Source organism: Aquimarina hainanensis (assembly GCF_042684685.1).
GTDB lineage: Bacteria > Bacteroidota > Bacteroidia > Flavobacteriales > Flavobacteriaceae > Aquimarina > Aquimarina hainanensis.
The window spans coordinates 534472-556161 of the sequence record NZ_JBHULX010000001.1; the positions used below are offsets into that span (position 1 = coordinate 534472).

The 21690-nt window shown below is 34.0% G+C and carries 16 protein-coding genes and 1 tRNA gene; 15 read left to right on the top strand and 2 right to left on the bottom strand.

Features of this window, described 5'->3' with window-relative positions; translation table 11 throughout:
- Positions 1–12 precede the first annotated feature (12 nt).
- On the bottom strand, positions 13–1458 hold the full coding sequence (gene miaB, locus ACFSTE_RS02395) for a tRNA (N6-isopentenyl adenosine(37)-C2)-methylthiotransferase MiaB (protein ID WP_176027733.1): 1446 nt from the start codon (positions 1456–1458) through the stop codon (positions 13–15).
- Positions 1459–1596: 138 nt separating this feature from the next.
- Here miaB and ACFSTE_RS02400 point away from each other — a divergent pair, with 138 nt between their 5' ends.
- The 8 genes from ACFSTE_RS02400 (at position 1597) to ACFSTE_RS02435 (ending at position 11980) form a co-directional block, all read left to right on the top strand.
- A complete protein-coding gene (locus ACFSTE_RS02400) occupies positions 1597–2388 on the top strand; it encodes a hypothetical protein (RefSeq protein ID WP_378258310.1) in 792 nt (263 codons plus the stop codon).
- 92 nt (positions 2389–2480) lie between these two features.
- Positions 2481–4985, top strand: coding sequence for a type I DNA topoisomerase (gene topA / locus ACFSTE_RS02405; RefSeq protein WP_176027731.1), 2505 nt, complete (start codon positions 2481–2483; stop codon positions 4983–4985).
- 6 nt (positions 4986–4991) lie between these two features.
- Positions 4992–6155 carry a formimidoylglutamase gene (locus ACFSTE_RS02410; protein WP_378258312.1) on the top strand — a complete coding sequence of 388 codons (1164 nt, stop codon included), beginning with the start codon at positions 4992–4994 and terminating at the stop codon, positions 6153–6155.
- A 112-nt stretch (positions 6156–6267) separates the two neighbouring features.
- Positions 6268–7641 (top strand): T9SS ring complex lipoprotein PorK/GldK, encoded by a 1374-nt coding sequence (gene porK / locus ACFSTE_RS02415; protein ID WP_176027729.1) that lies wholly within the window; start codon positions 6268–6270, stop codon positions 7639–7641.
- 76 nt (positions 7642–7717) lie between these two features.
- Positions 7718–8353, top strand: a complete 636-nt coding sequence (gene porL, locus ACFSTE_RS02420) for a type IX secretion system motor protein PorL/GldL (protein ID WP_176027728.1) — start codon at positions 7718–7720, stop codon at positions 8351–8353.
- Between the two features lie 69 nt (positions 8354–8422).
- On the top strand, positions 8423–9967 hold the full coding sequence (porM, locus tag ACFSTE_RS02425) for a type IX secretion system motor protein PorM/GldM (RefSeq protein ID WP_176027727.1): 1545 nt from the start codon (positions 8423–8425) through the stop codon (positions 9965–9967).
- 14 nt (positions 9968–9981) lie between these two features.
- Entirely contained in the window at positions 9982–10872 is an 891-nt protein-coding gene (gene porN / locus ACFSTE_RS02430) for a type IX secretion system ring subunit PorN/GldN (protein ID WP_176027726.1), read from the top strand.
- A gap of 70 nt (positions 10873–10942) precedes the next feature.
- Positions 10943–11980 (top strand): NAD(P)/FAD-dependent oxidoreductase, encoded by a 1038-nt coding sequence (locus ACFSTE_RS02435; protein ID WP_378258316.1) that lies wholly within the window; start codon positions 10943–10945, stop codon positions 11978–11980.
- A gap of 109 nt (positions 11981–12089) precedes the next feature.
- Here the strand turns inward: ACFSTE_RS02435 and ACFSTE_RS02440 are convergent, their stop codons facing one another.
- Positions 12090–12464 (bottom strand): DUF983 domain-containing protein, encoded by a 375-nt coding sequence (locus ACFSTE_RS02440; protein ID WP_176027724.1) that lies wholly within the window; start codon positions 12462–12464, stop codon positions 12090–12092.
- A 57-nt stretch (positions 12465–12521) separates the two neighbouring features.
- Between ACFSTE_RS02440 and ACFSTE_RS02445 the strand changes: the two genes are divergently transcribed.
- From ACFSTE_RS02445 to ACFSTE_RS02475, 7 genes are all read left to right on the top strand, one after another.
- Positions 12522–14438 (top strand): ABC transporter ATP-binding protein, encoded by a 1917-nt coding sequence (locus ACFSTE_RS02445; RefSeq protein WP_176027723.1) that lies wholly within the window; start codon positions 12522–12524, stop codon positions 14436–14438.
- Positions 14439–14557: 119 nt separating this feature from the next.
- Positions 14558–14740: a CPXCG motif-containing cysteine-rich protein gene (locus ACFSTE_RS02450; protein ID WP_176027722.1), complete on the top strand. Its 183-nt coding sequence runs from the start codon at positions 14558–14560 to the stop codon at positions 14738–14740.
- A gap of 103 nt (positions 14741–14843) precedes the next feature.
- A tRNA-Met gene (locus ACFSTE_RS02455) sits at positions 14844–14916 on the top strand.
- A 718-nt stretch (positions 14917–15634) separates the two neighbouring features.
- On the top strand, positions 15635–16915 hold the full coding sequence (locus ACFSTE_RS02460; protein WP_378258319.1) for a hypothetical protein: 1281 nt from the start codon (positions 15635–15637) through the stop codon (positions 16913–16915).
- On the top strand, positions 16885–17577 hold the full coding sequence (locus ACFSTE_RS02465; RefSeq protein WP_378258321.1) for a condensin complex protein MksE: 693 nt from the start codon (positions 16885–16887) through the stop codon (positions 17575–17577). Before ACFSTE_RS02460 ends, ACFSTE_RS02465 begins: the two co-directional genes overlap by 31 nt.
- Positions 17570–20740, top strand: coding sequence for a coiled-coil domain-containing protein (locus ACFSTE_RS02470; RefSeq protein ID WP_378258323.1), 3171 nt, complete (start codon positions 17570–17572; stop codon positions 20738–20740). Before ACFSTE_RS02465 ends, ACFSTE_RS02470 begins: the two co-directional genes overlap by 8 nt.
- Positions 20737–21675 (top strand): Wadjet anti-phage system protein JetD domain-containing protein, encoded by a 939-nt coding sequence (locus ACFSTE_RS02475; protein WP_378297929.1) that lies wholly within the window; start codon positions 20737–20739, stop codon positions 21673–21675. The genes ACFSTE_RS02470 and ACFSTE_RS02475 overlap by 4 nt, the downstream gene beginning before the upstream one ends.
- Positions 21676–21690 lie beyond the last annotated feature (15 nt).

Genomic DNA, 21690 nt, shown 5'->3' on the forward strand with positions numbered 1-21690 from the left:
TCTTAATTATTTTTAGTTGTTATCAGAATATCCTACAGCGTTTCCTAATAAGGTGGCACTGGTACATCCATCTATTTTTACCATAGCAAAATCCCCTATTTTATATTGGTCTTTAGGGAATACAACTACTGTATTTTGGGTTGTTCTGCCGCTCCAGTGTTCAGAAGATTTTTTCGAAGACTTTTCGATAAGAACTTCTACTGTTTGTCCTATAAAAGAGTTGTGTCTGAATTCGCTGTGCTTTCTTTGTAATTCAATAATCTCAGCTAATCTTCTCTTTTTTACATCTAGAGGAATATCGTCTTCCATTTTTTTGGCAGCAAGTGTTCCGGGACGTTCTGAGTATGCGAACATAAAACCGTAGTCGTATTGTACGTACTCCATTAATGAGAGCGTGTCTTTGTGATCTTCTTCTGTTTCAGTAGGGAATCCGGTAATGATATCTTGCGAAATAGCGCAATCCGGAATACGACTTTTGATATTATCAATAAGATCGAAATATTCCTGTCTGGTGTGAAGACGATTCATTGCTTTTAGGATTCGGTCACTTCCACTTTGAATGGGTAAGTGAATATATTTGCAGATATTTCTGTGTTTAGCCATTATATCTATAACCTCCATAGTCATATCCTGAGGATTGGATGTTGTAAAACGAAGACGTAATTTAGGGTATTTGATAGCGACCATATCAAGTAGCTTGGCGAAGTTGGTGGCAGTAGCTTTTTGGAATTCACTGGCATGTTTGAAGTCTCGTTTCAGACCGCCTCCATACCAAAGGTAGCTATCTACATTCTGTCCCAATAAAGTGACTTCCTTATAATTTTTAGAGACCAGATCATCTATCTCCTTCATAATACTTTGAGGGTCTCTACTACGCTCTCGTCCTCTGGTAAAAGGAACAACACAAAAAGTACACATATTATCACATCCTCTGGTGATAGATACGAAAGCAGAAACACCATTGTCCTGTAGGCGGACAGGAGAAATGTCTCCATAGGTTTCTTCCTTGGATAAAATGACATTGACTGCGTTTCTTCCGGCTTCGACTTCTTCGATTAGATTTGGGAGATCTTTATAAGCATCAGGACCTACAACTAGATCCACGATTTTTTCTTCTTCGAGAAATTTACTTTTCAGGCGTTCTGCCATACATCCCAAAACGCCAACTTTCATCTTTGGGTTGTTCTTTTTTACGGCATTGTATTTTTCTAATCGTTTTCGGACGGTTTGTTCTGCCTTTTCTCTAATAGAGCAAGTATTTACTAGTACCAGATCAGCATCTTCCAGGTTTTGAGTTGTGTTAAATCCTTCTTTTTCCAAGATAGAAGCAACAATCTCACTATCGCTAAAATTCATCTGGCAGCCATAGCTCTCTATAAAGAGCTTTCTCTTATTTTCTTTTTTTTGATCAAGAACCAATGCTTGTCCTTGTATGCTTTCATCAATAGTCTTCTCCATATCTGTTTCCTTAGTCCATTCCGGTCAAATAATATGCAAAGATACTTTTTAATACTATTTTGTGACAAAGTGGCATAATTAATTTTTTGTAAATGTTCTATCTTTGGCTGTTTTTAGTCAAAAAATCAGTTATTTTTTATGGATATAAATCAGTTGTTAACCCGTATAGACGGGAAAAGAACCATTGATTTCGGAGATATTTTTACCAAGAGTATCGAATTGTTTAAGAAAGTCTGGATACAGGGTTTTGTTCATTTGTTATTACAGGGGGTCATAGGCTTTGCTTTATTGTTACTGCTGTATATTCCGATGATATTAATGGCAGGGATAGGTGCTTCTTTGGATTCAGGCTATGGAGCGTCGGATTTTGAAGCGTTAGAAGGTGTGGGAGTTGGTATAATGATATTGTTCGTGATATTTGCTATGTGTATTGTGGTGGTGTTGACAGGTGTTCAAATGGGGATTTCTGCTCATTTTTTCAAGGTTTGTAAACAGGTCGATCATCAAGAGCCGGAAACTTCCGATTATTTTATGTTTTTGAAAAAAAGATATATAGGAAAGACAATACGGTTGGGGTTGTCAATGTTTGGGATTGTATTGCTGTCAGTTATGCTGTGTTATTTACCTTTATTCTACGTACTGGTTCCTCTTCATTTGACTCGGGTAGTATATGCTTTTAATCCGGAGCTGACTGTTTCTGATTTGATAAAAGCGAGTTTTAAATTAGGGAATAAATATTGGTTGATAATATTTGGGTTAGTGTTGATTTCTTCTATGTTGTCACAATTTGTGGGAATGCTAATGTGTTTTGTTGGAGTGTTTTTTACAGCTTCTTTTGTATATGTGCCTATTTACTATGTATATAAAGAAGGTGTAGGCTTTGATAAACCGGATGATTTAGAGGAAGATAGTTTGTTGTTTATTGAATAAATAAAAAAGGAGCAGGAATTATGTGTTTTTTGAAAACATAATTCAGGATATGAAAAAATTGATATACTTTTGCTCCTAGAAAAAAATGGATTATGGCAAAGAACTTAGTGATAGTAGAGTCACCAGCGAAAGCGAAAACAATAGAAAAATTTCTTGGGAAAGATTTTACAGTAGCTTCCAGTTTTGGACATATTGCTGATTTGCCGGCAAAGGAGTTAGGGGTAGATGTAGATAAAGATTTTAAACCAAAATATATAGTTTCCAGTGATAAGAAAGAAGTCGTAAAAAAGCTAAAAGATCTTTCTAAAAAAGCAGAAATGGTTTGGTTAGCGAGTGATGAGGACCGGGAAGGAGAAGCTATTGCATGGCACTTGGCAGAAGAGCTGGGGTTAGAAAAAGAGAAAACAAAACGTATCGTTTTTCATGAGATAACAAAAAACGCAATTCTAAAGGCAATCGAGAATCCAAGATCGATTAATTATAACTTGGTGAATGCACAGCAGGCCAGACGTGTTCTGGATCGATTAGTAGGATATGAATTGTCGCCTGTGTTATGGAGGAAAGTAAAAGGAGGATTATCAGCAGGAAGAGTTCAATCTGTGTCGGTACGATTAATTGTCGAGAGGGAAAGAGAAATTCTTGATTTTAAACCAGAAGCTTCCTATCGGATAGATGCTGAGTTTTCTAATGAAAAAGGAAAATCATTTAAAGCAAAACTTCCCAAAAATTTTAAAACAAAACAGGAAGCAGAAGCTTTTTTAAATAAAAATATAGCTGCAATTTTTAAGGTAGCAGATTTAACGACTAAACCGGCAAAAAAATCTCCGGCACCGCCGTTTACTACTTCTACATTGCAGCAGGAAGCCTCTAGGAAGTTGTATTTCTCAGTAAGTAAAACAATGACACTGGCACAACGGCTATATGAGTCAGGACTGATTACATATATGAGAACAGACAGTGTGAATCTGTCAGAAGATGCGCAGAAGGCGGCAAAAGGAGAGATTGTTTCAGCTTATGGAGCGGATTATAGTAATCCTAGACAATATAAAAGTAAAGCGAAAGGAGCACAAGAGGCTCACGAAGCAATTAGACCTACGGATTTTGCTAAGCATACGGTAAATGTAGATTATGATCAACAACGATTATATGAGTTGATCTGGAAACGAGCAATTGCTTCTCAGATGAGTGATGCTCAATTAGAAAGGACACAGGTTAAAATTGGGGCAGATACTCATGCACAACAGTTTTCTGCAAATGGAGAGGTGATTAAGTTTGAAGGGTTTTTGAAAGTGTACCTAGAAGGAAATGATGAAGAAGAAGAAGAACAAGACGGAATCCTTCCGGCAATGAAGGTAAATGAGGAGTTGTTTAATAAGTTTATTTCAGCTACAGAACGATTCACAAGACCTCAGAGCAGGTATACAGAAGCAGCACTCGTTAAGAAACTAGAAGAATTAGGGATTGGTAGACCGTCTACCTATGCGCCAACAATTTCTACAATTCAGAATAGGAATTATGTAGAGAAAGGAGCTAAAGAAGGAGAAGAGCGGGGATATGTAAAGATGTTGCTGAAAGAAGGGAAAGTGACGGAGAAGAGCCTTGTGGAGAAAGTAGGTAGTGATAAAGGGAAGTTGATTCCTACAGATGTAGGAATGGTAGTTAATGACTTTTTGGTAAATCACTTTTCTTCTGTGTTGGATTATAATTTTACGGCAAAGGTAGAGCAAGATTTCGATGATATAGCAGAAGGGAATGAAGACTGGACAGAGGTGATGAAGGAATTCTATAGTGATTTTCATCCACAGGTAAAAGATGTGGCAGAAAACGCAGAAAGAGAAGTAGGAGAGCGGATACTGGGAGTAGATCCAGAGTCAGGAAAGCAGGTAAGTGTACGTTTAGGAAGGTTTGGAGCAATGGTTCAGATCGGTTCGGTAGAGGATGAAGATAAACCGCGATTTGCTAGTTTGGCACCCGGGCAAACATTGTCAAGTATAACTTTTGAAGAAGCAATGGATTTATTTCAGTTGCCTAAAGAGTTGGGAGTGTATAAAGGAGAAACCGTATTGGTTAATAACGGACGTTTTGGTCCTTATGTAAAGTTTGGGGCGAAGTTTGTATCTCTAGAGAAAGGAGAGGATCCGCTTAGTACAAGTTTAGAACGAGCGATAGAGTTAATCCAGGCCAAAGAAAAAGCAGATGCCCCTATTTATGTGTATGAAGAACTACCGGTTCAGAAAGGAACAGGGCGATTTGGACCTTTTATAAAATGGAATGGAATGTTTATCAATGTGAATAAAAAATACGATTTTGATAATTTATCAGAGCAGGATATTATAACATTGATAGAGGAGAAGAAGCAGAAGGAGATTGATAAGGTGATTCACGATTGGAAAGAAGAAGGGATTCGTGTAGAGAAAGCAAGGTGGGGTCGTAGCAATATCATTCAAGGAAAAGTAAAGATAGAGCTGCCAAAAACAGTAGATGCATCAAAGCTTACGCTGGAGAAAGTTCAGGCGCTTATCGAGAAAAATGCTCCGAAAAAGAAAAAGACTACTAAGAAGAAAACAACGAAAAAAACGACTGCTAAAAAGAAATAAGATATAATGTCATTTGAATTTCTTACACCTGTACAAGATGAGGTATTGGCTTATGTAGAGCAATTACCAGATCAAGCCATAGGAAAACAAGTTGCAATTCATTCGGTTGAAGAAGGGGTCCCGTCCTTAGAAAAGGTAAGTGTTGCTATTCTGGGAATAGCAGAGGGTAGAGGAGTGTTTGAAGAAGAAGACAGGCAGTTGGACTTTGCAGAAATCCGAAAATCATTTTATGGGCTCTATCCTGGAAACTGGTTTACTTCCATGGTAGATTTAGGGGATATTCCTCAGGGGAATAGTATTAGTGATACACATTATCTGATAAAAGAGGTAGTTGCTACACTATTACAGAAAAATATAATCCCGTTGATTATTGGTGGGGGACAGGATCTGGTATATGCGCAATATCGAGCCTATGACATCTTGGAACGAATGGTGAATTTGGTTAATGTGGATAGTAGTTTTGATATAGGGGACACCTCTAAAGAAATGACGAATACATCTTATGTGGGGAAAATCATAGTTAACGAACCTTACAATTTATTTAACTATAGTAATATAGGGTATCAGACATATTTTAACTCGCAGGAAGAAATAGATCTGATAGAGCGATTGTACTTTGATGCATATAGATTAGGAGAAGTAATTAATGATATTACAGTAGTGGAGCCTATCATGAGAGATGCTGATATTGTAGTGATGGATATGGGGGCGATCAGCTCTTCGTTCTTAGGAGGGTTTAAGGCTTCTCCTAATGGATTTGACGGAAGAGAGATTTGTGCGATATCTAGATATGCAGGAATCAGTGATAAAGTAAAAAGTTTTGGGATTTATGAATTCAAAAATTTTGAGAATGAAAAAATGGCTGCTGCTTTGATCGCTCAGATTTTTTGGTATTTTATAGAAGGGGTTAATTATAGATCTAATGATTTGGACGTTAAAAAAAGTGGAAATTCACTTCATTATAATGTGCCGATCGGAGATGATATTTTGTCCTTTTATAAGAGCAATAAAACAGGGAGATGGTGGATCGAAATTCCATTTATTTCCTCTGGGAATAATAAATTGCAAAGACATACGTTATTACCATGTACCTATGACGATTATGAGAAAGCTTGTAATCAGGAAATACCAGAAAGGTGGTATAAGGCAAAACAAAAAAACGAAGTTTAATTCTTTTAAATAAAGCTGATTTAAGGTTTTTTTTAGAAAAAAATTGCATTTCTGAAAATAAATAAATAGGTTTACGACCTTAAATCTTGAAGATCTTAACCTAAAACACGTTATGAAAAAAGTTGTATCACTCTTTGCTATCTTGGCAATGCTCTATAGTTGCGGAAAAGGGAACCGTGGAGAACTAGTCGGAGTAAAAGGGAAAAACTGGCATCCAGAAAAACCATATGGAATGACGCTCATCCCCGGAGGATCGTTCATTATGGGTAAGTCTGATGATGACAAAGCAGCGCTGTCTAATGCTCCAACAAAGACAGTGACCGTGCGTTCCTTTTACATGGATGAAACAGAAGTAACTAACAGCGAATACAGACAGTTTGTAGAGTGGGTTCGTGACTCCACTATCAGACAGCATCTGGCAATTATGGCTGATGATCTAGGAAAAACTCCTGCCGATGAAGGTATTGGAGAATATGCATTTTTAGATGCAGATACTACCAATATGACTGTTTATGAAAAATACGTCTATGATAACTATAGTGGAATGGGCGAAACAGGTTATGAAGGTAGAAAACAAAATCTTGATGTAGATATTGTCTGGGATGTAGAAGATTATCCAGATGAATATTACGCCGAGGTGATGGATACCATGTATATTCCTTTAGAAGAATCGTATAACGGTAGAAGAACATTAGACGTAAGTAAATTTAAATTTAGATTTACTTGGATGGATATTCAAGCTGCCGCAAGAGCCAAAAAAGGAAGACGAAAGGATTTCGTTAAGGAAGAAATCATAGAGGTTTATCCTGATACAACCGTGTGGATTAAAGATTTTAACTATTCATATAATGAACCAATGCACAATGACTACTTTTGGCACAGTGCTTATGATGATTATCCTGTAGTAGGAGTGTCATGGGAGCAGGCAAAAGCATTTTGTACTTGGAGAACAATCTATAAAAATAGCTACCAAAAGAAAAAGAATAAAGAGCTGGTTAACTATTTCAGGCTTCCGACAGAAGCAGAGTGGGAATACGCTGCAAGAGGAGGGTTGGAATCTGCTACCTATCCATGGGGAGGTCCTTATGCCTTTAATGACAGAGGATGTTTCTTGGCAAACTTTAAACCTTTGAGAGGAGATTATGCAGCAGATAGCTTTTTATATACGGTAGAGGCCAAAACTTTTGAGCCAAACGATTATAATCTTTACAATATGGCAGGAAATGTATCAGAATGGGTACAGTCTTCTTATGATCCTGCAGGATATGATTACGTTTCATCAATGAACCCAAATGTCAATGATGATCGCAATAAAAGAAAAGTGGTTCGTGGAGGATCCTGGAAAGATGTTGCTTATTTCCTACAGGTAAGTACCAGAGATTACGAATACGCTGATTCGGCAAGAAGTTATATTGGATTTAGAACTGTTCAGGACTACATGGGTACTGACGTAACTAACCAAAATAACACAAGAAATAAACAATAGTCCCAAAATTATCTATCAAAACTAAATTACTAACCTTTTTTTTATTATTTTAAAAAAAACAAAAAACACATTTATTATGGCAAATTCAAAATCTAGCAAAAAATTAATGAACATGGTATACGGTCTTGGTGCGGCCGTTGTAATATTAGGTGCACTTTTTAAGATTATGCACTGGCCATTCGGTAATCTTATGCTGATTATTGGTCTTATCACAGAAGCTTTAGTATTTACAGTTTCTGCATTTGAACCTGTTGATGATGAGTTAGATTGGTCTCTTGTATATCCAGAATTAGCTGGAGGAGATAAAAGAGATAAAAAAGCTAAAGAAGCTAAAGATCCAGAAGGAATGTTATCTAAGAAATTAGATGATATGTTAAAAGAAGCAAGAATTGATGCAGGATTGATGAGTAGTCTTGGAGAAAGCATCCGCAACTTCGAAGGAGCTGCAAAAAGCATCTCACCAACAGTTGATTCTATCGCTGGTCAAAAGAAATATAGTGAAGAGCTTACGCATGCAGCTGCTCAGTTAGAGTCATTAAATAACCTATACAAAGTACAGTTAGAATCTTCTGCTCGTCAAGCTGAAGCAAATCAGGCAATTGCTGAAAATGCAGGTAAGCTGAAGAGTCAAATGGAGAACCTTGCTAGTAATTTATCTTCTCTTAATGGAGTATATGGTGGTATGTTGAGTGCAATGAATGCTAAAAACTAGTATTCGATACATCAACCTTTGTAGTAATTAATAGTATAACAACGTAACTACCAAAAATCTAATAAGAATATGGCAGGAGGAAAATTATCCCCAAGACAGAAGATGATCAACCTGATGTACCTTGTTTTCATCGCTATGTTGGCATTAAACATGTCAAAAGAGGTGTTAGCAGCATTCGGATTGATGAACGAGAAATTGACTGAGTCTAATCAGGCAACTACAGAAAGAAACAGTGCTTTTATGCAAGGTTTAGCTGAAAAAGTTTCTGAACAACCAGCAAAATATACACCACTGAAAGAAAAAGCTGACCAGACAAGTAAATTGTCAGGAGAGTTAGTTTCATATATAGAAAACCTTAAATCTACACTGACTAAAGATGTTTCTGATCCAAAAGATTACGTAACAATGGACAAGTCAGTTACTTTAGATGAATTATTTTTTAAAGGAGGTACAATAACTCCTGCAGGAAAAGAGTTTGTAAGTAAGATAGAAGAGTATAGAGATGGAGTTTCTGGAATCTTAGAAGAAAAATACTCTGATATTGCTAATGATGTTAAAAAAGAATTTTCGACATCAGAAGTTACAAATAGAGATAAAGTGAAAGTAGACTGGTTAAAATATAATTTTGAAGGATATCCTTTAGTAGCTACCCTAACAAAGCTAACACAAATGCAATCTGATGTAAAAAACACAGAAAGCAAAGTGTTATCAGCAATGTTATCAGGACAGTTACAATCAGAGGTTTCTTTATCTAACTTCGAAGCAATTGTTGTACCAGACAAAACGGCTTTCTTTAGCGGTGAAAAATTTAAAGGAAGAATTATCTTAGGAAAGAAAGATAAAACGTTAAAGGCACACAAAGTGGTTGTAAACGGTAAGGAATTATCTCCTGAGTCTATGCAGGAAGGACAAACAATCCTTGATTTCCCAGCAGGAAATGTTGGAGAAAGAGATATCAAAGGAGAATTCCAGTTTAAAGAAGGAGATTCTATTGTAACAATTCCAATTGAAAGCTCTTATGCGGTGATTCCAAAACCAAATTCAGCAGTAATTTCTGCAGATAAAATGAATGTGGTATATAGAGGAGTTAATAACCCAATGACGATTTCTATTCCTGGAGTACCATCTGTAAATGCTACAGCGCCAGGATTGAGAAAAGCTGGAGGAGCAGGAAAATATGTGATGAATGTAACTACTGTAAAATCGCGTGAGGTAAGTATTAAGGTTAGTGGTAAATTACCAAACGGATCTTCAGTAAGTGATAGTAAGAAATTTAGAATTAAAGATATTCCTAGACCTGTTGGAACTGTACGTGGAGAAGACGGATCTATAAAAATGTCTAAAAATGCATTACAGATAGCCTCTGTAGGAGCTATATTACCAGATTTTGATTTCGATATCAAATTAAAAGTAAGTGGTTTCAAATTTAAAGTAGAAGGTCAGCCAACAGTTAGTGTTTCTGGTGGAAGGTTGAATTCACAAGCAAAATCTGCTTTAAGAAAAGCAAAAAGAGGGTCATCTGTACAAATTATTGACATCAAAGCGAGGTTAACTACCAATAAAGGATATAAATTAAAGAAAATATCTCCTGTAATTGTAGAGTTAACTAATTAAAAAAATTAGTAATTATGAATTTGAGAAATCTTATATTAAGTCTTTGTGCTTTAATCATATCCATAGTTTCATACGGGCAGGCGAACATTTTGAACGCAACCGATCCTGATCAAATAGGAAAGAAAACTGCTGAGCAGATTGAACAGGATAATGACCATCCGTTAGAATATGGATATGTAGATGAGCGTGATGTTCTTTGGGCAAAGACTACCTGGGAAATTATAGATTTGGATGAGCGAATTAACTTTCCGTTATACTATCCTATAGACACAAATTCAATAGGATCTAATAGACGTTCATTATATGATGTGTTAATGGCGAATATTAAAAATGGAAATATAAAAAACTTATACTCTGATTCATATTTTACAGAGACACGTACGATCAGTGATTTACAAACTACCTTATCAAAAATAGATACCACGGATTTAGGTTTTGAGCAGTATAATGCCGGAGAAACTGTAGATCCTCAGTATATCAATAAAAGAGATATTACTTCAGCTGATATATCTGAATATCATATTAGAGGGTATTGGTACTTTGATAAGCGTCAAGGTGAATTGAGATACAGATTATTAGGTTTGGCTCCTGTAGCACCAGATGTTAACTTTATCGATGATGATGAGCCAGATATGGTTCCGTTATTCTGGATATGGTACCCTGATGCAAGAGAAGTATTGCATAATGCAAAAGCTTTTAACAGGAAAAATACTTCTATGCCATTTAATTATGATCATATTCTTAATGCTAGAAGGTTTAACTCTATTATTTATAAAGAAGATAATATTCAAGGAGATAGATCTATTAAAGATTATGTGATTGATAATGCTTTAATGCAGTTGCTGGAAAGTGAGCGCGTTAAGGAAAGTATCAGAAACTTTGAAATGGATATGTGGAGTTACTAAACCACACCATAAAATTATAATATATAAAACGCCCGACAGTTTTTGTCGGGCGTTTTATTATTTTTGAGCAATGGTAGATTATATAATAGTTGGTTTTGGGATTGCAGGGGTGTCTGTAACAGAAGAATTAGAACGAAGAGGGAAAACTTATCTTGTTTATGAAGATAGTTCTCAGAAGGCTTCAAGAGTGGCTGCTGGTGTTTGTAATCCTGTGGTTCTAAAACGATTTACAATGGCGTGGAGAGGAGGAGAGCTAATGGATGGAGCCATCTCTTTTTATAAAGGAATAGAAGAAAGATTAAGTCAGTCCTTTGTAGATGAGTTACCAGTTTTGCGAAGATTTAACTCGGTAGAAGAAGAAAACTTGTGGTATGAGGCTGCTGATAGACCTGTATTACGCGAATTTCTATCAGAAAATATTCTTAAGAACAAAAATGAAGGCATAGGAGCTCCCTTTTATTTAGGAAAAGTACATAAGACTCATAAAGTAGCATTGTCACAGCTGTTGTCGTCTTATATGGCATATATGAAGGCTAAAAATTCATTGATAGAAGAACCTTTTGTCCATGATGATATAGAAATACTAGATAATGGAGTTGTCTACAAAGGAGTAAAAGCGCGACATCTTATTTTTTCTGAAGGCTATGGGATGGTACAAAATCCGTATTTTAATCAGTTGCCTCTAGTAGGAAATAAAGGAGAATATGTTATTATTAAAAGTGAAACACTAAGGTTGAAAGAAGCGATTAAAGCAGCTTTTTTTATAGTTCCGTTAGGTAACGATTTGTACAAAATTGGAGCGACATACGATCATCAGGACAAGTCAAAAGAAACGACAGAAGCAGCTAGAGATAAAATCCTAAAAAAGATGAAAGAAGTGCTGCGCTGTGAGTATACAATTGTGTCACAAGAAAGTGGTATACGTCCTACAGTTAGGGACAGGAGACCATTGGTAGGAACACATGATACCTATAAAGTTCTTCATTTACTAAATGGTCTTGGTACGAGGGGGGTGTTAATGGGACCTTTTTTGGCAAAACAGCTATTAAATTCAATAGAAAAAGGAGAAACTTTGGAAGCTGAATATAACATTAATAGATTTGCTTGATAATCCAGATGTAACTGTTTTTGAGCAGCCCATAAATTAAGATTTCTCTTATAACATAGTATCTTTCCCGTAGTTAGTGTCAGGGGACTTCATCACTCGTATATAAGGATTACTCTTTTTTGTAATGTAAGAAGAGGTTGATCCAGATATTTCTTGACAATCTCATGATGATCGGCATAAAGAAAATCAAAGTCCCTACGATACAAAAAAAAGTAGCTAAAAGATCCATTTTAAAAAACAGATTGGCAATGACAAAAGCAGCGACGGCAAAGGCAATTCCTACAGCATAACTAACATACATAGCCCCGTAGAAAAATGAAGGTTCTATCTTGTATTTAGTATTACAATGACTACACCGCTCTTCCATTTTTAAAGTAGTGTTTAGTTTGTAAGGGTTTGAATTGCAATACATGCTTTCGTTTTGGCAAACAGGACAAGCTCCTGTAAAAATGCTGTAAATCTTAGTTCCTTTTAAGAAATTCATACGCGCTTTTATAGTAAAACAAAAATAGTCATCTTTGCACAAAATAGTTAGAAACTGATGTTAAACATACATAATTTATCCATTTCATTTGGTGGAGAGTATCTCTTCGAGGAAATAAGTTTCAAATTAACCGCTGGTGACCGTGTTGGACTGGTAGGAAAAAACGGGGCGGGAAAGTCTACCATGCTTAAAATTTTATCAAAAGATCAGGAACCTGATTCAGGTCAGATTGCAACAGATAAGGATATAAAGATTGGTTTTCTAAAACAAGATATCGATTTTGTACTGGGAAGAACAGTTTTAGAAGAGGCTTATGAAGCTTTTGAAGAAATTAAGAAGATAGAAAGAGAACTGGAGCAAATAAACAAGGCGCTCGCAGAACGAACGGACTATGAAAGTGATTCTTATAATCAGTTGATTACAGAATTGAGTGATCATACACAACATTATGAGATCATAGGAGGGTATAATTATCAAGGAGAGACAGAACGAATTCTACAAGGATTGGGATTTGCCAGAGAGGATTTTGGAAAACTGACAGATACCTTTTCCGGAGGTTGGAGAATGCGAATCGAGCTAGCTAAGTTGTTACTGCAAAACAATGACATTTTATTATTAGATGAGCCGACCAACCATTTGGATATTGAATCGATTATTTGGTTGGAAAATTTCTTAAAAGGATATGCCGGAGTAGTAGTGATTGTATCTCACGATAAAATGTTCCTGGATAATGTAACAAACAGAACGATAGAAATTTCTTTAGGAAGAATCTATGACTATAATAAGCCGTATTCCAAATACCTGGTGCTACGTCAGGAAATTAGGGAGCAACAATTAGCTGCGCAGAAAAACCAATCTAAACAGATCGAGCAGACAGAACGATTAATAGAGAAGTTCAGGGCCAAGGCTTCAAAAGCCACTATGGCGCAATCTCTGATCAAAAAACTGGATAAAATAGACCGGATCGAGGTAGATGAGGATGAAAATGCTGTAATGAATGTTCGCTTTCCTGTTAGTGTACAACCTGGGAAAGTAGTAATAGAAGCAGAAAGTGTAGGGAAGAACTATGGAGAGAAGGAAATACTCAAAGAGGTAGATCTTTTAGTAGAACGAGGATCTAAAATAGCCTTTGTAGGGCAGAATGGACAGGGGAAATCCACCTTGGCTAAAATGATTATTAATGAAATACCATTTACAGGAGACCTAAAACTAGGACATAATGTAGAGATTGGATATTTTGCCCAGAATCAATCAGAATACCTGGATGGAGAGCTGACGATTCACGAGACGATGATTAATGCCGCAGATGAGAAAACAAGAACCAAAGTTAGAGATATGTTGGGAGCGTTTTTGTTTAGAGGAGATGAAGTGGATAAAAAGGTAAAAGTTCTCTCTGGAGGAGAACGAAACAGACTAGCGTTGTGTAAACTTCTTTTACAGCCTTTTAATGTATTGGTCATGGATGAACCGACCAACCATTTGGATATTAAATCAAAAAACGTTTTAAAAGAAGCATTAAAAAACTTTGAAGGGACACTGATTCTTGTATCTCATGATAGAGATTTTCTTCAGGGATTAACCAATAGGGTGTATGAGTTTAGAGATAAAAAGGTTAAGGAATATCTGGGAGATATCGATTTTTATCTCGAGGAACGAAAAGTAGCAGATCTTCGGGAAATAGAGAAAAAAGAGAAACGACAAAAAGAAGTTTCTAAGACAAAAGAAACAGCTAAAAAGTCATATGAAGATCAGAAGAAACTAAAATCGTTAAATAATAAATTAAGTAACGTAGAATCCAAAATCAATAAATTAGAAAGAGAAATCAAAAAGTTAGATGCTGATATGGCAGCTGATTATGATGCAGCAATTGCGAAGCCTAATTTTTTTGAAACATATCAGGAAAAAAAGGATAAATTAATCACTTTGATGGAAGAGTGGGAAGCAGTTCAGGAAGAAATTGATACGATGTCCTAGACGGATACTGTTTTTTGTAGTGAACTCCACAAGTAATAAACTCCTTAATAGGATACATCCTAGTACGGAGTTTTTTTAGATATAAGTATCTTTGAGTAAACTAATGTTAGAAAAGAATAATGATTGAACATTTTTTTCAATGCCCGTACTGCTGGGAAGAAATTTCAATGCTGCTGGATCCTTCGGTGCCCTATCAGGTTTATGTAGAAGACTGCGAAGTGTGTTGTAATCCGATAGAATTACGTCCCAGATTCGATGATCAGGAGTTAACTTCTTTAGAGGTATACTCAATAGAACAGTGAGGAATTCACTTGGGTTTGCTAAGGAAAATATATAATTTTTAGTTTTTTTATGGCTTAAAAATTGTTTAATTAAAAAAAGCTCGTATATTTGCGCTCTCAATATCGCGGGATAGAGCAGTAGGCAGCTCGTCGGGCTCATAACCCGAAGGTCACAGGTTCGAGTCCTGTTCCCGCTACTAGAAATAACCTTCTGAAATTCAGAAGGTTATTTTTTTATCGATGTTTTTCTTTTTGTGAAGTTTCATAAAAAAACAGGACTTTTTAGTAAAAAGTCCTGTGTTAAAGTCCTGTTTTTCTAATTTTTTAACTCTTAGTAATCCATAATTTTCTCTACTATTTAATTTGGGTTTATTAACAGATGTTTTGTTAATCATTTGTATATCAGTAGATTGTTTGTTTTTTCTTTTTGAAAAGATGTTTTAATAGTTGCGACCTTCGGGTGGGAAATCTGAAAGGGTTTAGAAGATTAATTTGTCTGATATTAAAACTTCTATTTTACCGTTCTTAGGTTTTTCACATGTAGTTTTTATTAATTTTATTATCTTAGATACGGAACTACAATTTCCCCAACAGTCTTCTGTAATTGTAATTTTTACTAGTCTATTTATAGTTGAAGATTAGCAAATAAATGGAACCTAGATATCTCAGGAAAAAAGGATATTAGAATTTCGTGTAAAAGAACTTTTTTTAACCTTGAGTTTAATAACAAATAATATTTTTAGTTACTTACATTTTAAACATGTTATGTGTGTAGTATTTGCAGGATGATAAAAGTTTAGAATAAAATCAGAACCAATAGAAGCACAATTACAAGATATAAATGATTTTTATGATAGAATAATTCCGTCAAAAGCTGGAGGGCTTTTAATATATATACTTCATAAAAAAATAGAATTGCAAATTATTCCACATCGTTTTCAGGAGGTGGATTTGGAGTATGCTTTAGACGAGGTTATAGAAATTACTTTAATTGGGAAGCCACAAGCAGAAAGACTTACCCAAGAATTACTTCATTTTTTTATAGAGAATCCTAGAAGCGACCCCTACAAATATATTCTTACTCCTCATGCTATTCGATTTATAGATTTCATAGGGAATAAACTATTTAATGAGCACAAGCATTTTCCACTAAGAAAAACATTTCAGAATTATGGGTTGTTTGAAGCTGAAAAATTTAAAGAAATAACCGGTTTTAAAGTTTGGTATGAAAACAATTTTAAACACAGTAGTAAGACTTTAATTGAAAATCACCTTGAAGCTTTTAAGGATGTGGTTAATGAATCTATTATTAGGCTTAATAGTATTATTTCTAGCCCAGATAATGTCGCATTTAACGACTTAGATGAGTTTACACAAATATTTCGAAGTAGTGTCTCTCGTTCTGAAGAAATAAATGAAACGTTACAACTTAGTGAAAATCTCAAGGCTCAAATTCGAGAAGTAGTCGCTTATTTTGATAATAGAGTAACTAATGTTAACCATATTGTCGCCCAAAAAGAACCGCAAACTCTTAAAGAATTAAAAGAAGATTATGATACTGCGGTAAATATAAAAACTGAGGTGTTTAACTTTTTTGAAATTATAAAAGAAAAGTTGGACGAAATTGTTGACCGATATATTTATGCTGACAAACAACTGGCTAACTTTAAAGAGAATTTTAGAACACGAACTCAGTTCCAAAGGAATCTTCGCAAATTTCTAGAAGTAAGTCTTGAAGCTTCAATTTACGACCGTAATGAGGGAATAAGATTTCACAAGCCTTTTAAATTAAAAGCAATACCAATAGAAAACTTTAAGCATTTAAATGTTAAAAAATACGATACGTTTACTAAAAAGAAAAGTTATGTATTTGCCCAAGAGTTAGACCCAAGCTATGCACAAAAGCAAATGATAAACACAAATTTGGCACTGAATAAACAAGAAGAGGCAGCCAGACAACTTAATATTTTAAAAATAAATTTATCAAAACAGGTTAATACAGATCTTACAAAAGAATTTTACAAACTTCTTGAAGAAACTAAAGATGAAAACATGGCTTTAAAAGTTGTATTCGACATCTTGAAATATGCAAGTAAACAGAAGGAGTATGAACTGAAAATTGAACAAAAAATTCCTGAAAAGTATCAGGATGAAAATATATTAATATGGCAGATGAACATATTACAGAAACAGTAAATAGTCACTTTGTAGATATATTTAAATCGGCGGATGTTCAGGAACATTTTGCTAATTTAAATATCGAGTTATTGCGAGGCAGACACATTCAAGATGATAATCATTATTTTCATCGATTATTGTCTAAGTACTACACAGAGTTTCAAAAGTACTATGCAGTTTTTTATAACCTCTTTTTAGATAAAAAGACATTTGAAGGTGTTACCTATTTCTTTTTGACTTTTAACGAAGATTCTAAAGGCGTGTTATCGTCTAACTCTAGATATAGAGATCTTACTCCAACAGAAACCATAATTGCAATTACATTATTACAAATGTATTATGAAAAGTACTTTGATAAGATAAAAGAGATTTCATTTCAAGATATAAAGGCTAAGATTACAGAAAGTGAGTTTAGTCATTTATATAAAATAGTGTTCTTTAAAAATGGGTCTCGTGATAATTTTACATTTAAAGAGTGGGCGAATGTAATGAAGAATTTTAAAAATGTAATTCAGGATTTTCAGCAATTAGGGTGGGTTGATAATTTTATTCAAATAGACGATAAAAACTTTTCTTTTATTATAAGGGAATCTATACATCGTTTTCAGACGATGTACGAATATGAAATTTTAAACTTTGAAGAGTTTGTGAATAATTTAAATGAATCAAGTTATGAATAGACTCCCATTAATACATTCTATATCTACAATAAATATTGTTAAACATTACAATCAAGATTATCTTATCCATGATACACGTACAGATTTTACAGGCCCTAACGGTATAGGAAAATCACTTTTGGCAGACTTACTCCAAATATTATTTATTGCAGAACGTAAAAAAATTCATTTCGGTACAGATAGCGTTAAGAAAGAATATCGTCAAATACATACAATTCCTTACAATGGCCCTAATGCATATTTCTTTTTAAATATTGAGGTAGAACATAAATTGTACTTGACATTTGGAGTAAACATACCAAATACAAGCTCAGGTCAAATCAAGTTGTTCAGAATACTAAATGAACCTTTTGATCCTAGTTCAGATACTAGAAAAACAATAAAACAACGTCAGAATATAAGTGAATATCTTATACCAGAAGACAAACTCATTTATCACAAAGATTTTATAGTAAATAACACCATTCCATCAATAGATGTACTTATAAGGCGTCTACGGGACACCTACGAACTCCATTTAGATGTGTACGCGAACAAATCGGAGCGTAAAGAGTTATATCAATTCTTTTACGATAAACAAATACTTCCACTTAATCTTAGCCAAGAAGCACATCTTATGGCTTTTGCAAAAGTCCTACAAGCCTTTTCAAAAGCAAATACACTAGACACAGATAAAGATATTAGCCTTAAAAACTTTCTGTTTGAGAACAAAAAAGCAGAAATTGAAGCGAACTACAAGGAAAACAAAAAGAATCTCGATGATTATGTAAAGCGATACAAAGAGTTGAATTTACTTATAGAAAACTTAAAAGAGAAAAGAGAATTTTTAGAAGACCTATATACTTTATTACAAACATATACGTCTTCAGAAAAAGAATACTTTCAATATAAATATCACCAAAGATTATTAAACTTTAATAAACAAAAAAAAGAATGGGATAGTATTGCGGAAAAGAAGGAATCCCTTGAAAAAACTATAGATACACTCAAAAAGTTATTGCCAAATCTAGAAGCCAATAAAAAAGAGGCGATTGCACAATTTAAAGCTTACTCTACAGCATTAAGCAACCTTAATACTTATAAGGACAACTACGAGGTCTATGAGGAAAAAACTAAACAATATAATAAGCTATGTGCTTTAGTAATACCAGAAGTTGTAGACCAAACAAAGTTAAATTTTGATTTCTCTAGTTTTTCACTAAATAAGATAATTGAAAGAATAACTCAGTTCTTACCCTTATTCAAAACCTACGGAAGTGTAGGCAAAATCGAGGAGCAATATCAAACACAAACAGATGCATTAAATGCACTAAAGAAAAAACTTCAAGACGAAAAAATCAATAATGAAAAGTTAATACAAGTTTTAAAACTAGATGATGAGAAATCGTTTGCTTCAAAAATTTTGAAAGAAACTGAAAGCCTTTCATTAGGTCAAGAAACGGTATTACGCTCCTTTCTTTTAGATACTCACTGGGAATATCCAGAAGAAGTATTGGATGGTATAATGTACACAGAAGATTTAACTATACTAGACCGGAATAAAATTAAACAAGATGAAAGTAATGGTGGGTATTGGTATAGCATAGGAGGCTTACAAAAGTTTGTAAAAGAATTGACTACCGAAAGATTATTTGAAAACAAAGAAGATTTAATAAAAGCATTTACCCAAAAGAAAGAAACTCTTGATTTGCAAATAAAGGAGAAACAAACTAAACTTAAACAAATATCATTATTAGAACAAGGAAAGGTTAAAGTACTAGAATCTCTTAATTTAGATTTTAAATGGGATTCAGACATACCTGACCAACGCCAAATTAATGACTACCGAGAAACTTTTGAAATGATTCAAAGTTTAGAAAAGTATAAGTTGAATATTGCAAAAGAGTTGACCACCAATAAAATTGCTCTAGAGTCTTTATCTGAGAAAATTCCATTTAATTTTTCAACAGAAAACTTTAAAGAAGAGTTAAATAAGTGTAATCTTAAACAAGAAAAATTAAATGAACTACAACTTGAAGCAAATGGTAAACACAAAGAAGCAGAAATATTAATAAGATCAAAAACAGAACAACTAAAAGAAATAGACTATAACCCAGAACATGTTAAAGAAGAAAAGGGAAAACTTAAAGATGAGTTAACCAAAGAGAAGAAATATATTCTAGAAAAATACCCAGAACTTAAAAATACTCTAGAAAAGAAATGGGTAAAAGAACAAAAAGATTTTCAAGAAATATATGCGTTGGCAAAAACAGCTTATGAGCAAAAATATGATACATCCTTAACAAATTATAGAGAACTTAATGACGACATTGAAATAAAAGACAATAGGCAACATAAATACGAATTCAAAATACTGGAAAAGAAACTTCTGGGAAATGATATTAGCGTCACTAAGAATATTGAAAAAGCTTTAAACAGTTCTTACATTAATAGAGATAAGCTTGCGAAAACTATCACAAATTCGATGCTTAGTATCTTTAGTAAAACCCATGATGAGTATGATAACTATAGAAAAGTAGTAACTAATTTAAACACCTTTTTTAAAGGAGAACTTATAAGTAAAAAATACTATTTCCAGATTGTATTTGACCCAAGTAAAAAATTTAGTGTAGACTGGGTAAATGATTTATCTTCAAGAACGCAAGCTGCAGGACTTTTCAATTCAGAAGGAGTAGAAAAATTTGTAGAAGAATCATTTAAAGAAATCTCGGGATATGGTGAAACTATAAGTTTTTCAGACTTACTAGATCCTAAAACCTATTTCGAACTTAAAACAGAATTTAAGGATAATAATGGCAAAGAATATCCTGGAAGTACAGGAGAAAGCTATACCGCAAGAGTATTGCTTGGTATAGGAAGACTATCAATTACATCGAAGAATATAAGACCAGGGCTTAAATTTTTAATCCTTGAAGAAGTTTCTAATCTTGATGATGACAATTTTAATACGTTTATAGAAATTGCAAAAAAACATAATTATCAAATAATAACGATGACACCAGAGCCATTTGGCTCTAACGATGACGAAGGGTGGTATCTGCATCAACTTATCGAAGGGAAAACCGATAAGAATAGAAATTATCCAATTCCTAATAGTAGTTTTAAGACCAATTATAAAAACGAACAACTTCAAGGATATCTTAAAAGAATACAGCGTCAATGAATTGGATTGAAATAAAAGCACTAAACAAATTATATAACACAGGTAAGGTCAAAATTAATCAGACCTTAGCAAAAAGCCCAGTGTTAAAAAATCATGAGAATGCTTTAGAGATTGAACGAGGAAGAAAATTTTTTAAACGCAACGATATTTTCCTAGATGTTTATGAGAAAAGATACTTAAAAGATTTTGAGAAATATTCATCTTTTTTAGAAGAAGAAGGACTGCTAAAACCGCAATTAAGATTTAATAAAAAGGATATTGACCTACTTATTCAATTTAAACAAGGCATAGCAGATGGTAGTCTTTTAAAACGAAGAAATGAATTAGAAGAAGCACAAGAATCTGTTAGGGGATTCTCGCATATGTTTTTTAAAAATGACAAATACCTTGATGGAAAAACACTTTTAATAGATGCAATAAATAAAATATTCAATATAACACTAGTAGACAATAAAAGTCAACAATACCTATATATGTTACAATGCGAGGCGCCAAAACTCATTATTCTATGTGAAAATGGTAATTTCCTTAATAGAGATAAAATACCAAGAGCAAATGGATACGAACTATGGTATGCAGGAGGTAGAAATATTCCCAAGCTAGAATACACACACCAAATAAGAAGAGGGCTACCCATCTATTATTCTGGAGATTGGGATAAAGACGGATTAGAAATTTTTGAATTAGCGAAGCAAAAAATTCCAGATTTAGAATTATTGCTTCCCGATGGTATATCAAAAAGTATAAACGTATCAGACCACAAAAGTCTATGGAAATACCCTGAAACTCCAGAAAAACTATCAGGCTTAAATCCAGAACTTTATAACGAAGAAGAAACACTGTTGATAATTGAACTTATAAAAAAGAACCATTGGATTACAGAAGAAGGGAATAAATTAAAAGTAATGATTGAAAATTCTAGTTTTTACAACTAAAAACCTAGTTTAATT